The sequence below is a fragment of the Micromonospora sp. NPDC048909 genome (assembly GCF_040649635.1).
Classification (GTDB): domain Bacteria; phylum Actinomycetota; class Actinomycetes; order Mycobacteriales; family Micromonosporaceae; genus Micromonospora.
Map to the genome: position 1 here is coordinate 1,237,285 of NZ_JBEZFU010000001.1, position 12,871 is coordinate 1,250,155.

The 12,871-nt window shown below is 73.0% G+C and carries 13 protein-coding genes; 9 read left to right on the top strand and 4 right to left on the bottom strand.

Going from position 1 to position 12,871, the window contains the following annotated elements:
* The first annotated feature begins 13 nt into the window (after positions 1 to 13).
* The 5 genes from AB0C04_RS05935 (at position 14) to ahcY (ending at position 5,420) form a co-directional block, all read left to right on the top strand.
* Positions 14 to 199 carry a Trm112 family protein gene (locus tag AB0C04_RS05935; RefSeq protein WP_350868887.1) on the top strand — a complete coding sequence of 62 codons (186 nt, stop codon included), beginning with the start codon at positions 14 to 16 and terminating at the stop codon, positions 197 to 199.
* Positions 196 to 1,392: an SIS domain-containing protein gene (locus AB0C04_RS05940; RefSeq protein ID WP_357048874.1), complete on the top strand. Its 1,197-nt coding sequence runs from the start codon at positions 196 to 198 to the stop codon at positions 1,390 to 1,392. The genes AB0C04_RS05935 and AB0C04_RS05940 overlap by 4 nt, the downstream gene beginning before the upstream one ends.
* 67 nt (positions 1,393 to 1,459) lie before the next feature.
* Positions 1,460 to 2,461, top strand: a complete 1,002-nt coding sequence (locus AB0C04_RS05945; RefSeq protein WP_357048877.1) for a cation diffusion facilitator family transporter — start codon at positions 1,460 to 1,462, stop codon at positions 2,459 to 2,461.
* A gap of 3 nt (positions 2,462 to 2,464) precedes the next feature.
* Positions 2,465 to 3,628 carry a mannose-6-phosphate isomerase, class I gene (gene manA, locus AB0C04_RS05950; RefSeq protein WP_357048881.1) on the top strand — a complete coding sequence of 388 codons (1,164 nt, stop codon included), beginning with the start codon at positions 2,465 to 2,467 and terminating at the stop codon, positions 3,626 to 3,628.
* 295 nt (positions 3,629 to 3,923) lie between these two features.
* Positions 3,924 to 5,420, top strand: coding sequence for an adenosylhomocysteinase (ahcY, locus tag AB0C04_RS05955; RefSeq protein ID WP_357048884.1), 1,497 nt, complete (start codon positions 3,924 to 3,926; stop codon positions 5,418 to 5,420).
* 58 nt (positions 5,421 to 5,478) lie between these two features.
* Here the strand turns inward: ahcY and AB0C04_RS05960 are convergent, their stop codons facing one another.
* Genes AB0C04_RS05960 through AB0C04_RS05970 form a run of 3 tightly spaced genes read right to left on the bottom strand, consistent with a single transcriptional unit; the run spans position 5,479 to position 6,946 of the window.
* Positions 5,479 to 5,634 (bottom strand): hypothetical protein, encoded by a 156-nt coding sequence (locus tag AB0C04_RS05960; RefSeq protein ID WP_357048887.1) that lies wholly within the window; start codon positions 5,632 to 5,634, stop codon positions 5,479 to 5,481.
* Complete coding sequence (locus tag AB0C04_RS05965) at positions 5,631 to 6,503, bottom strand: hypothetical protein (RefSeq protein ID WP_357048890.1); 873 nt, start codon at positions 6,501 to 6,503, stop codon at positions 5,631 to 5,633. The genes AB0C04_RS05960 and AB0C04_RS05965 overlap by 4 nt, the downstream gene beginning before the upstream one ends.
* Positions 6,500 to 6,946 carry a hypothetical protein gene (locus AB0C04_RS05970; RefSeq protein ID WP_357048894.1) on the bottom strand — a complete coding sequence of 149 codons (447 nt, stop codon included), beginning with the start codon at positions 6,944 to 6,946 and terminating at the stop codon, positions 6,500 to 6,502. The genes AB0C04_RS05965 and AB0C04_RS05970 overlap by 4 nt, the downstream gene beginning before the upstream one ends.
* Positions 6,947 to 7,183: 237 nt before the next feature.
* Here AB0C04_RS05970 and efeU point away from each other — a divergent pair, with 237 nt between their 5' ends.
* Genes efeU through efeB form a run of 3 tightly spaced genes read left to right on the top strand, consistent with a single transcriptional unit; the run spans position 7,184 to position 10,653 of the window.
* Complete coding sequence (gene efeU / locus AB0C04_RS05975; protein WP_357048898.1) at positions 7,184 to 8,200, top strand: iron uptake transporter permease EfeU; 1,017 nt, start codon at positions 7,184 to 7,186, stop codon at positions 8,198 to 8,200.
* A 22-nt stretch (positions 8,201 to 8,222) separates the two neighbouring features.
* A complete protein-coding gene (gene efeO, locus AB0C04_RS05980) occupies positions 8,223 to 9,356 on the top strand; it encodes an iron uptake system protein EfeO (RefSeq protein ID WP_357048901.1) in 1,134 nt (377 codons plus the stop codon).
* A gap of 19 nt (positions 9,357 to 9,375) precedes the next feature.
* A complete protein-coding gene (gene efeB, locus AB0C04_RS05985) occupies positions 9,376 to 10,653 on the top strand; it encodes an iron uptake transporter deferrochelatase/peroxidase subunit (RefSeq protein WP_357048904.1) in 1,278 nt (425 codons plus the stop codon).
* Between the two features lie 78 nt (positions 10,654 to 10,731).
* Here efeB and AB0C04_RS05990 read toward each other — a convergent pair whose 3' ends face one another.
* The gene (locus AB0C04_RS05990) at positions 10,732 to 11,799 is read right to left on the bottom strand and encodes an RDD family protein (RefSeq protein ID WP_357048907.1); all 1,068 of its coding nucleotides are present in this window, start codon (positions 11,797 to 11,799) and stop codon (positions 10,732 to 10,734) included.
* Positions 11,800 to 11,840: 41 nt separating this feature from the next.
* On the opposite strand from AB0C04_RS05990, the gene AB0C04_RS05995 reads away from it, so the two are divergent.
* Positions 11,841 to 12,851, top strand: coding sequence for a stage II sporulation protein M (locus AB0C04_RS05995; RefSeq protein ID WP_357048910.1), 1,011 nt, complete (start codon positions 11,841 to 11,843; stop codon positions 12,849 to 12,851).
* Positions 12,852 to 12,871: the final 20 nt, after the last annotated feature.

Sequence of the window (12,871 nt, forward strand, 5' to 3'; positions counted from 1 at the left end):
AAGGAGCCGCGCCGTGGCCCTGGATCCGCAGTTGCTCGAGATACTGGCCTGTCCGGACACGCACCACGCACCGCTCGACTACGACGCAGCGGCGCAGACGCTGACCTGCACGGAGTGCGGCCGGATTTTCGAGGTCCGCGACGACGTGCCGGTGCTGCTGCTGGACGAGGCGCGCGGCGGTCCCGGGCAGCAGCCGTGATCGACGGTACGGCCGGGGTCAGCGGTAACCGCAACGCCGACGAGGCCCTGCTCGACGACGCCGCCGCGCTGGCCGAGCGCGACCCGGGCGGCATGCTGCGGCACACCGCCTCCGCCGGCGCGCAGGTGCGCGAGTCGGCGGCGCTGGCCGCCGAGGCGAACCTCGGGGTGCTCGCCGACGACGGGCGGCCCCGGGCCGTGGTGATCGCCGGGATCGGCACCGCCGGACGCACCGGGGACGTGCTCGCCACCGTCGCCGGACCGCGCTGCCCGGTGCCGGTCATCGCGCACCGCAGCGCCGGCGTGCCCGGCTGGGTCGGCGCCGCCGACGTGGTCATCGCGGTGAGCGCCTCCGGTCGCAGCCCCGAGGCGTTGGGCGCCGCCGAGGCGGCGCACCGGCGGGGCGCACGACTGGTCGCCGTCGGTGCGCCCGACTCGCAGCTGCAGTCGGTCGCCGAGCGGGCCCGCGCCCCCTTCATCCCGGTGCCCCGGCGCGCGCCGGCCCGGGCCAGCCTCTGGGCGCTCACCGTCCCGGTGCTGCTCGCCGCCCGTTCGCTCGGGCTGGTCAAGGTCAACGAGGCGGACCTCGCCGAGACGGCGGCCCGGCTGGACGCGGACGCCGACCGGAGCCGGCCCACCGCGGAGTCCTTCGTCAACCCGGCCAAGTCGCTCGCCCTCGGCCTGTCCGGCTCCATCCCGATCGTCTGGGGCTCGTCGCCGCTGGCCACGGTCGCGGCCCGCCGGTTCGGCGACACCCTCTCGGCCAACGCCCGCTACCCGGTGGTGACCGGGGCGCTGGGCGAGGCCGGCCGGGGGCGGGTGGGGCTGCTCGACGGCGTCTTCGGCGGCCTGGTCGAGGGGGAGCGGGACATCTTCTCCGACCCCGACGAGGACACCAGCGACGCGACCCGGCTACGGCTGGTGCTGTTGCGCGACGGCGGACTGAACGCGGAGGACGACACCGACGAGCCGCTGGCGGTCGAGGAACGCCGTGCGGACGCGGTGCAGACGCTGGCCGAGCGGCGGGGGGTGCGCTGCGACGTGGTGACCGCCGAGGGCGGCTCCGCGCTGGAGCGGCTCGCCTCGCTGATCGCCGTCCCGGACTTCACCTCGATCTACCTTGCCCTGGCCCACGGGCTGGACCCGATGGCGGTACCGGCCATCACCGAGATGAAGGAGCTGTCGAACCAGTGAACGAACGCAGCGAGCGGCACGGAGCGCTGGACGCGGGCCGCGCCGCACGGCGAAGCGGAGCGGTGGCGTGAGCGCGAGCGGCGGGAACAAGGCGATCGTCGCCGCCCTGCTGGCCAACGTCGGCATCGCCATCACCAAGTTCGTCGCGTTCCTGCTGACCAGTTCCTCGTCGATGCTGGCGGAGGCGATCCACTCGGTCGCCGACTCGGGCAACCAGGGTCTGCTGCTGCTCGGCGGCAAGCGGGCCAAGCGCGAGGCAACCCCGCAGCATCCCTTCGGCTACGGCCGGGAGCGCTACATCTATGCCTTCATCGTCTCCATCGTGCTGTTCAGCGTCGGTGGACTGTTCGCGCTCTACGAGGCGTACCACAAGTGGCACGACCCGCACGGGATCGAATCCTGGCAGTGGGTGCCGGTGACCGTGCTGGTGGTGGCGATCGTGATGGAGTCGTTCTCCTTCCGGACGGCGATCAAGGAGTCCAACCACATCCGGGGCAGCCAGTCGTGGGTGAAGTTCATCCGCCGGGCCAAGGCCCCCGAGCTGCCGGTGGTGCTGCTGGAGGACTTCGGCGCGCTGGTCGGTCTGGTCTTCGCCCTCTTCGGCGTCAGCATGACGCTGGTCACCGGCAACGGTGAGTGGGACGCGGCCGGCACCGCGATGATCGGCGTGCTGCTGGTGACCATCGCCGTGGTGCTCGCCATCGAGACCAAGAGCCTGCTGCTCGGCGAGGGCGCGGAGGCGCACGACCTGGCTGCCATCGAACGGGCCGTGACCGAGGGCCCCGAGGTGGAGCGGATCATCCACATGAAGACGCTCTACCTCGGGCCGGAGGAGCTGATGGTGGCCGCGAAGATCGGCGTGCCGCAGTGCGAGACCGCCGAGGAGTTGGCGGCCGGCATCGACGCCGTCGAGGCGCGGATCCGCGCCGCGGTGCCGACCGCCCGGGTCATCTACCTGGAGCCGGACATCTACCGTGCCGACGCCGCCCGCGAGGGCAACGGGTCCGCCTCGTCGACCGCCGCACCGCAGGACGCGTCGGACGAGGCGGCCGGACGGCCCGGGAGCTGACAGGTGGAACTGCTACACGGCCCGATCCGGGACTACGCCTGGGGCTCCCGCTCCGCCATCGCCGCCCTGCAGGGGCGTCCCGTGCCCAGTGACGGGCCCGAGGCGGAGCTCTGGCTCGGTGCGCACCCGGGCGCCCCGGCCTCGATCGAGCGCGCCGGCGCTCGGGTGAGCCTGACCGACGTGCTGGCCGCCGAGCCGGAACTCTGGCTCGGCGACCGCGCCGTCAACCGGTTCGGCCCCCGGCTGCCGTTCCTGCTCAAGGTGCTCGCCGCCGACGCGGCGCTGAGTCTGCAGGCCCACCCGGACGCCAAGCAGGCCCGGGCCGGGCACGCCGCCGACCTGGCGCGCCCGGCCGGGGAGCGCAACTACGTCGACCCGTACCCAAAGCCGGAGCTGCTGGTCGCGCTCTCGGATTTCGAGGCGCTCTGCGGTTTCCGCGACCCGGCGGCGTCCGCGGCGGCGCTCGCCGCGTTCGGCGTGCCGGCGTTGGAGCCGGTCGTGGCCGCGCTGCGGTCCGGCACGGCGGGGCTGCGCACGGCGGTACGCACGCTGTTGACCTGGCCGCAGCAGGAGCGGGCCGGGCTGGTGGCGGCGGTGGTCGCGGCGCCGGCCGACGGGCCGGACGCGGCGCTGGCCCGCGAGCTGGCCGCCAGCTATCCGGCCGATCCGGGGGTGCTGGTCGCGCTCCTGCTCAACCACGTGCGGCTGAAGCCCGGTGAGGCGATCTGGATGCCGGCCGGCAACCTGCACGCCTACCTGCGCGGCACCGGCGTGGAGATCATGGCGGCCAGTGACAACGTGCTGCGCGGCGGCCTGACGCCGAAGCGGGTGGACGTCGACGAGTTGCTGCGGGTGCTGCGCTTCGAGGTGCTCGACGAGCCGGTGAGTACGGCGCGCCGGGTGAGTGCCGGGGTGGACTGCTGGCCGGTGCCGGTGGACGACTTCGCGCTGCACCGGGTCACGGTGGGCACCGAGGTGCCGACTGCGGAGCTGACGGTGGCCGGTCCCCGGGTGGTGCTCTGCGCGAGCGGCTCGGTGACGGTGGACGACGGGTCGGGCGCGTTGACGCTCGCCTCGGGCCAGGCGGCGATCGGTGGCGCGTCGGGCGGTCCGGTGCGGATCAGTGGGTCCGGCGAGGCGTACGTCGCCTCCTCCGGCCTGCACTGAACGCCGCCGTCGCCGTAGCGGCAAGTCCGACTTTCCCGAAATAGCTTGACGGGTAGCTCGCGCAGTGTGACTCTATGAGTACGCAGCGTTATCGCGACGACGGTCCGAGAACGTGCGGGGAACCAAACCGGGGGGATGCACGGGGCGGCCGGGTGGTGGGCGGGAGACCGTTCACAACCGACCGCCCCGTGCGCTGTCCGCCACCAGTCCCCGCGTCGACGACCGGCCCGGGCCACCGCCGCTCGGCGCGCGTAAGGTGGAGGGTCGCGCAGCACATCGTCCGACAGGAGCTTTCATGACCAGCACCCTCCCGGTGTCCAGCGGGACGCCGTCCGAGGCCCGGCCGAGCACCGTCGCCGAGGGCGACTACAAGGTGGCGGATCTGTCGCTCGCCGAGTTCGGGCGCAAGGAGATCCGGCTCGCCGAGCACGAGATGCCCGGCCTGATGGCGATCCGCCGTGAGTTCGCCGACGCCCAGCCGTTGGCCGGCGCCCGGATCACCGGTTCGCTGCACATGACCATCCAGACGGCCGTCCTCATCGAGACCCTGGTCGCGCTCGGCGCGCAGGTCCGGTGGGCGTCCTGCAACATCTTCTCCACCCAGGACCACGCCGCCGCGGCGATCGCCGTCGGGCCGGAGGGCACGCCGGACGCGCCCGCCGGTGTCCCGGTCTACGCCTGGAAGGGCGAGACGCTCGAGGAGTACTGGTGGTGCACCGAGCAGGTGCTCACCTGGCCGGACGGCCAGGGCCCGAACATGATCCTCGACGACGGCGGTGACGCGACCCTGCTGGTCCACAAGGGCGTCGAGTTCGAGAAGGCGGGCGTCGTGCCGCCGGTCGAGTCCGCCGACTCCGAGGAGTACGCGGTCATCCTGGGCCTGCTGCACCGCACGCTCGCCGAGGACGGGCAGCGTTGGACCCGGGTCGCGTCCACCATCAAGGGCGTCACCGAGGAGACCACCACCGGCGTGCACCGGCTCTACGAGATGCACCGCGCCGGCACGCTGCTCTTCCCGGCCATCAACGTCAACGACGCGGTGACCAAGAGCAAGTTCGACAACAAGTACGGCTGCCGGCACTCGCTGATCGACGGCATCAACCGGGCCACCGACGTGCTGATCGGCGGCAAGATGGCCGTCGTGCTCGGCTACGGCGACGTGGGCAAGGGCTGCGCCGAGTCGCTGCGCGGCCAGGGCGCCCGGGTCGTGGTGACCGAGGTCGACCCGATCTGCGCGCTCCAGGCCGCGATGGACGGCTACCAGGTCGCCACCCTGGACGACGTGGTCGAGCAGGCCGACATCTTCGTCACCGCGACCGGTTGCTACGACGTCATCACCAACGAGCACATGGCCCGGATGAAGCACCAGGCCATCGTCGGCAACATCGGCCACTTCGACAACGAGATCGACATGGCCGGCCTGGCCAAGCGCTCGGACGTCACGCGGGAGAACATCAAGCCGCAGGTCGACCTCTGGCGCTTCGACGACGGCCACGCGATCATCGTGCTCTCCGAGGGCCGGCTGCTGAACCTGGGCAACGCCACCGGGCACCCGAGCTTCGTCATGTCGAACTCGTTCTCGAACCAGACGATCGCCCAGATCGAGCTCTTCACCAAGACCGAGGACTACCCGATCGGCGTCTACGTGCTGCCGAAGGCGCTGGACGAGAAGGTCGCCCGTCTGCACCTCGACGCGCTCGGCGCCAAGCTGAGCACGCTCTCCAAGGAGCAGGCCGACTACCTCGGCGTCTCGGTGGAGGGCCCCTTCAAGCCCGAGCACTACCGCTACTGATCGACGTCCGAACGGGCCGGCCGCGGGTGCGGCCGGCCCGTTCGTCGTATCCGGCCGATCAGTGCGGGCCGGAGCGGCGCCGGGGGCGGATCCAGGTCCAGACGCACCAGGCGAGCCAGGCCAGCGACACCGCGGTCGCCAGCGCCCGCAGCCGCAGGGCGCTCAGCAGGAGGATCACCGCGAGGACCGCCAGCCACGGCCCGAAGCCCTTCACGACCGCCACCGTCCGCGTACCAGCCGGCGGACCAGGGCGGGAGCCGTCCACGAGTAGACGCAGTAGGCGATCCAGAGCAGGCCGGCCAGCCCGGCGAGCAGATCCAGCCCGGCCAGGTTGAGCCCGACCATCACGGTCACCGCCACCAGCCAGGTGCGCAGCATCCCCCACCGGTGCAGCGGGCGGAGCGGCAGCAGCAGCGGATGGGCCAGCACCCGGGCTTCCCAGGCGGCGTTGGCGGCGTCCACGTCCGCCGGATCATGCGCCACCGCCTGCCCGAAGGACCGGTGCGCGGCGTCCATCCGGCCGCGCTGGGCGGCGGCCAGGCCGTGCAGCGCGAGCGCCGCCGGGTGCTCCGGCCAGACACCGAGGAACTCCCGGGCGATCTGCTCCGTCGCCCGGTCGTCGCCCCGGGTGTACGCCAGCTGGAAGCGGGACGCGAACACCGCCGGCGACTCCGGGGCGAGCGCGGCGGCCCGGGCGAGCAGCTGATCCGCCTTGTCGGTCTGACCCACCGCCGTGCAGAGGTCGGCGTACTGGCAGAGCAGCCACGGGCTCTCGGGGGTGATGGTCAGCCCGTCGAGCAGCGCCCGTTCGGCCGGGCCGTACTCGCCGCGGTGCCGCAGCGCCAGGCCGAGGCGGCCGAGCAGCTCGGCGTCCGGCCCGAGCTCGGCCAGCCCCTGCCGAGCGGTGGCCACCACGTCGTCCCACCGGTCGAGGTCGGTGAAGGCGGCGGCGCGCAGCCGGAACGCGGGCGCCCCGAGGGCGACGTCGGCGGGGAGCCGGGCGAGTTCCTCCAGGGCGGCGTCGGCCCGGTTCACCTCGAGCAGGTGGGCGGCCCGGGAGAGCGCCAGGTCGGGTGCGGTCATCCGCGATCGACCAGCAGGACCAGCGCGCCCTCGAGGAAGCCGAGGAGCAGGATCGCGGCGATGCCGGGCAGCCAGAGCGACGCCGGCTCGCCGCCGCGCAGCTCGTACGCCCGGAACCGGGTCTTCTGGGTGGCCGAGACGGCCAGCCAGACCAGCGCGCCGGCGAGCGACCCGACCAGCCGGGCCGGCCGGGCGTTGGCATCGGGGAGCAGCGTCACGGTGACCACGATCCGGGCGATCAGCGCGGCCAGGCCGGCGCCGAGCACGGTCAGCACCGCCCGGCGGGTAAGGCCTAGCCGGGCGCCGTTGAGGAGCGCGAGCACGGTGACCGCGGTCGGGCCGCCGAGGATCGCCGGCACCAGCAGCGACTGCGGGCGCCACGGCTTGCGTCTCGTCTGGTAGTCGGCCGGCGCGATGGTGGGGGTGAACAGATCGTCGGGCACGGTCGTCCTGTCTGCGGTAGGGGCCGTGCCGGATCCTGCCACAGCTCACCAACTCGCTGCCCGCCCGCGACCGGCCACCTTGAGCGGCCTCCGTGAGCGGCCACCGTGAGCGGCCGCCGTCAGTCGTCGCGCGGACGGGTGGTGTTGCTCATGAACGACTTGACGAGCCCCTCTGGTCAGGAGGAAGGTGTGGCTGCCCTAAGTTAGCTGAGGCGTACCTAACGACCCGGAGCTCCGATGTTCGCCACCTATCTGATCGGCCTGCGCGAGGGCCTGGAAGCGACCCTGGTGGTCAGCATCCTGGTCGCGTTCCTGGTGAAGTCGCAGCGCCGGGACCGGCTGCCCCAGGTGTGGGCCGGCGTCGGGCTGGCGGTGGCGCTCTCGGTGCTCTTCGGCTGGCTGATCGAGTACACCTCCACCACGCTGCTGGCCCGCTCCGAGGACCGCGAGCTGTTCGAGGCGGTGACCTCCGTCGCGGCCGTCGTGTTCGTCACCTGGATGATCTTCTGGATGCGCCGGGCGGCCCGGTCCATCGCCGGCGAGCTGCGCGGCAAGCTGAGCGAAGCACTCGCGGTCGGCTCCCTCGCGGTGGCCGGCATGGCCTTCCTCGCGGTGATCCGGGAGGGGCTGGAGACGGCGCTCATCTTCTACTCGGCGGCCCAGGGCGCGGCCGGCGACACCGGACCGCTGCTCGCGCTGATCGGCGGTATCGCCACCGCCGTGGTGATCGGCGGGCTGCTCTACGCCAGCGCCCTGCGGATCAACCTGTCCCGCTTCTTCACCTGGACCGGCGCGCTGCTGATCCTGGTCGCCGCCGGCATCCTCAAGTACGGCGTGCACGACTTCCAGGAGGCCGGCGTCCTGCCCGGCCTGAACAACCTGGCCTTCGACATCACCACCGTGCTCGACCCCAGCACCTGGTACGCGGCCCTGCTGGCCGGGATGTTCAACATCACCGCCGCGCCCACGGTGCTCGAGACGATCGCCTGGGTCGCCTACGCGGTGCCGGTCCTGGTTGTCTTCCTGCGCCCGACCCGCCGAGCGGCGGCGACCGCCCCCAAGGCCGCGCCGCAGGCCGCCGCGGACAGTGAGCCCGCGCCGCAGGCGGGCGCCGACAGCAACGCCGCGCTGAAGGCGGGTGCCGACAGCAAGCCCGCGCCGCAGGCCGACACCGACCGCGAGGCCGCGCCCGAGACGGGCACCCGGACCGAGGCCGACACCGACGAGCCGGCGTCCGCGCCGCACCGTGCCTGACCTGACGAGGAGAACTCAACAGATGCGTACCACCCGTTTCCTGGCGCTGGCCGCCGTCGGCGTGCTGGCCTCGGCCGGCGTCGCCGCGTGCTCCGACAGCGACGAGGGGGGCCCGGCCGCGGCCGGTGGCCCGATCGTGGTCAAGGCCAGTGACACCGCCTGCGACGTCGGCGACACCGATCTGAACGCCGGGACGGCCACCTTCAAGATCACGAACTCCGGCGGCAAGGTGACCGAGTTCTACGTCTACGCGAGTGGTGACCGGGTCATGGGCGAGGTGGAGAACATCGCCCCCGGGCTCAGCCGCGAGCTGCACGTCGAGCTGCCCGCCGGCACGTACGAGACGGCCTGCAAGCCCGGGATGAGCGGCAAGGGCATCCGGGGCGCGTTGAAGGTCAGCGGATCGGCCGCGCCGTTGACCGAGGACGCCGCGCTCGCTGGTGCCACCGAGAGCTACCAGCGCTACGTCAAGAGCCAGACGACCGCCCTGCTGGAGAAGACCGAGGAGTTCGTCGGCGCGGTCAAGGGCGGGGACGTGGCGAAGGCCAAGGAGCTCTTCCCGGTCGCCCGGACCTACTGGGAGCGGATCGAACCGGTCGCCGAGATCTTCGGCGACCTCGACCCCAAGATCGACGGCCGCGAGGAGGTCATCGAGGAGGGGATGGAGTTCACCGGCTTCCACCGGATCGAGAAGGACCTCTGGACGACCGGCGACATCAGCAAGGACGGCCCGATCGCCGACCGGCTGCTGGTCGACGTCAAGGAGATCGTGAGCAAGGCCAACGCCGAGAAGCTCTCCCCGCTCCAGCTCGCCAACGGCGCCAAGGAGCTGCTCGACGAGGTGGCCACCGGCAAGATCACCGGCGAGGAGGACCGCTACTCGCACACCGACCTCTGGGACTTCAGCGCCAACCTGGAGGGCTCGAAGGCGGCCATCTCCGCCCTGCGGCCCGCGCTGGAGCAGCGCTCGCCCGACCTGGTCAAGCAGCTCGACACCGAATTCGCCAACGTCGAGGCGCTGCTCGGCAAGCACCGGGCCGGCGACGGCTGGAAGCTGCACACCGCGTTGAGCAAGACCGAGCTCAAGGAGCTCTCCGACGGCATCAACGCGCTCGCCGAGCCGATCAGCAAGGTCGCGGCGGTCGTCGCCCGGTGACCGTGGACAGGGGGAGTCGATGAGCGGGAGCAGGGTGTCCCGGCGCCGAGCGATCACGCTCGCCGGCGCCGGGGTGGCCGGTGTGGCCGGAGTCGCGGTCGGCGCCGGCGCGCTGACCCGTGGCCCGGCGGAGCACGCCGCGGCCAGCGACCATGCCGCGGGCGCGGTGCCGTTCCACGGCGAACACCAGGCCGGCATCGTCACGCCGGCCCAGGACCGGCTCCACTTCGTCTCGTTCGACGTCATCACCAAGGACCGGGCCCGCCTGGTCGAGCTGCTCCAGGAGTGGACGGCGGCCGCCGCCCGGATGACCGCCGGCCGGGACGCCGGCGTGCTCGGCGCGGTCGGCGGCATTCCGGAGGCGCCACCGGACGACACCGGTGAGGCGCTCGGCCTGCCGCCGTCGCAGCTCACGTTGACCATCGGCTTCGGGCCGACGCTCTTCCGGGACGCCCAGGGCCGGGACCGGTTCGGCATCGCCGACCGGCGCCCCGCCGCCCTGGCGGACCTGCCCCGGTTCCCGGGTGACGCGTTGCAGCCGCAGATCTCCGGCGGAGACCTCTGCGTCCAGGCGTGCGCCAACGACCCGCAGGTGGCGGTGCACGCGATCCGCAACCTGGCCCGGATCGGCATGGGCGTGGTGAGCGTGCGCTGGTCACAGCTCGGCTTCGGCCGGACCTCGTCCACGTCCCGTGACCAGGCCACCCCGCGCAATCTCTTCGGTTTCAAGGACGGCACCGCCAACCTGAAGGCCGAGGACGGCGACCTGCTCGCCGACCAGCTCTGGGTGCCGGCGGGCGACGGGCCGGAGTGGATGACCGGCGGGTCGTACCTGGTCACCCGCAAGGTCCGGATGCTGGTCGAGACCTGGGACCGGACCTCGCTGGCCGAGCAGGAGGAGATCATCGGCCGGGCCAAGGGCAGCGGCGCGCCGCTCGGGCAGCGAGACGAGTTCGAGGAGCCGGACTTCGCCGCGAAGGGCGAGGACGGGCAGCCGCGGATCGCCGAGCACGCGCACGTCACGCTGGCGCACCCCAGCCGGAACAACGGCGCGCACCTGCTGCGCCGCGGCTACAACTTCGTGGACGGCTCGGACGGCCTGGGGCGGCTGGACGCCGGGCTCTTCTTCATCGCCTACCAGCGCGACCCGCGCAAGCAGTTCGTGCCGATCCAGACCCAGCTGGCCCGGCACGACGTGCTGAACGAGTACCTGCGGCACGTCTCCAGCGGCCTCTTCGCCTGCCCGCCCGGGGTCCGGGACGGCGGCGACCACTGGGGGCGCACGCTCTTCGCCTGAGCCCTGCCCCCGCTGGAGTCGGGTGGCTGGACGCTGTCGACCTGCCCCGGCAGTGAGGCGGGGCCGCGTGCCCGACGCTCAGGTGCCGGGTCGCTCGGCGGTCGCGCTCGCGGGTCGTACCACCGCGGGGCCGGCCTGGGTCGGCGGCGCGGGGGTGGTCGACGGCCGCAGCACCGGCGGGCCGGCCTCTGCCGGTGGCGCCGGTGGCGTTGCGGCCGGTGTGGCCGCCTCCGGCGCGGCCGGGCGGATCGGCTCGGCCGGCGGGGTGGGCATCAGCTCCGGCCAGAGCGCCGCGGTCACCGCGCGGGTACGGCGCATCCGGTGGGTCGCCCGGCGGTGCCGCTCGCCGAGGACCGCGGCCAGGTAGACGGTCTCCGACGCGGCCAGGGGCGGGGGTGGGGTGGTCACCGCGGCCACCTCGGTCCAGAGGCCCCGGGCCAGCCGGGTCCGATCCGGCTCGACGAGCTGGTGCACCCGGGCCAGATAGTGCCGGGCGGCGAGCGCCAGGTCGTCGTCGAGCCGGGTCAGGTCCAGCGTGTAGGCCCAGCTGACCAGCGGCGGTACGGCGGTCGGGACCGGTCGCCACACGGCTGCGGTGCGGGTGTGGATGACCAGCGTGCCGGCCACCAGGTCGCCGAGCCGACGGCCGCGTCGGTCGGTCAGCATCACCGTCACCCCGGCCACCCAGCTGAGCAGTGGCAGCACCAGGCCGGGCCACTCGACGGCGACCCCCACCAGGGCCCTGGTCAGTGACTGCCGCAGCTCGACCGGGCTGCCGTCGGCGCTGACCACCCGCAGGCCGACCGCGAACTTGCCCGGGGTGCGCCCGCCGGCGAACCGCTCGAAGAGCACCGGGTAGCCGACCAGCACCAGGATCAGCGCGATCGTGCCGGTCGCACCGGTGATCGCGGCGTCGACCAGCTCGATCGGCAGGGCCGCGAAGACGAGCCCCGCCAGCATGGCGAGCACCAGCGCGAGACCCAGCTGGCACAGCACGTCGAGCAGCAGGGCGAGCACCCGGGAACCGAGTCGGGCGGCCCGGATGTCCAGCTCGACGGCCTCGCCGCTGACCAGCCCGGCGTCGCTTTCGGCGACCGCCCGGGCGGCTGCCCGGGTGCCGGCGGGCGATGGTGGTTGCGCGCTCACCCCGACAGTGAACACTATGATCGCCGGGACGGGGGTGGGGCGTGGATCTCGACGCGTACGTCGCGGAGCACGGTGGCCAGTGGCGGCGGCTGGAGGAGCTGTGCAAGCGCCGCCATCTTGACGCCGCCGACGTCGACGAGCTGGTCGTGCTCTATCAACGCGCGACCACTCAGCTCTCCGCGCTGCGCAGCCGGTCGCCCGATCCGGCGCTGGTCAACCAGCTCTCCCAGTTGGTGCTGCGGGCCCGGGCCCGGCTCACCGGCCGGTCCCGCCCCTCCTGGGCGGCGGTCACCCGCTTTCTGCTGGTCGGCTTCCCCGGTGCGGTCTACCGTGCCTGGCCCTGGTGGTGCGGGGTGGCGACCGCGTTCAGCCTGCTCAGCTTCTTCCTGATCTGGTTCGTCGCGAACAACCCGGACACCGCCGGCGCGTTCATCGGCGAGCAGGCCGCGGCGGAGCTGGTCGACTCCGGGTTCGCCGGTTACTACACCGAGTTCTCCGCACCGACCTTCGCCTTCCACCTCTGGACGCACAACGCCTGGATCGCTGCCCAGTGCCTGGCGTCCGGGGTGCTGATCGTGCCGGTCTTCTACCTGCTCTGGGAGAACGCGCTGAACATCGGCGTGGTCGGCGGCGTAATGACCTCCTACGGCCGGGCGGACGTCTTCTTCGGCCTGATCACCCCGCACGGCCTGCTGGAGTTGACCGGGGTGTTCGTGGCGGCCGGGGTGGGGTTGAAGACGGCCTGGGCCTGGATCGCGCCGCCGGCCGAGCTGAGCCGGGGCCAGGCGGTGGCCCGGGCCGGGCGCTCCGCGATCCTGGTCGCCGTGGGCCTGGTCGGGCTCTTCGCGGTCTCCGCGTTCGTCGAGGCGTTCATCACCCCGGCGCCGGTGCCGATCGCGCTCCGGGTGGCCTGCGGCGCCGCCGTCTGGCTCGCCTTTCTCGCGTACGTCCTCATCCTCGGCCACCGCGCCACCTCCACCCCCCACCCCACCCAGCCGACCCCCGTTGATCATGAGGTTGACGGCGTGTTCGATCTCCCGGGCCGCCGCTAACCTCATGATCAACGGATCGG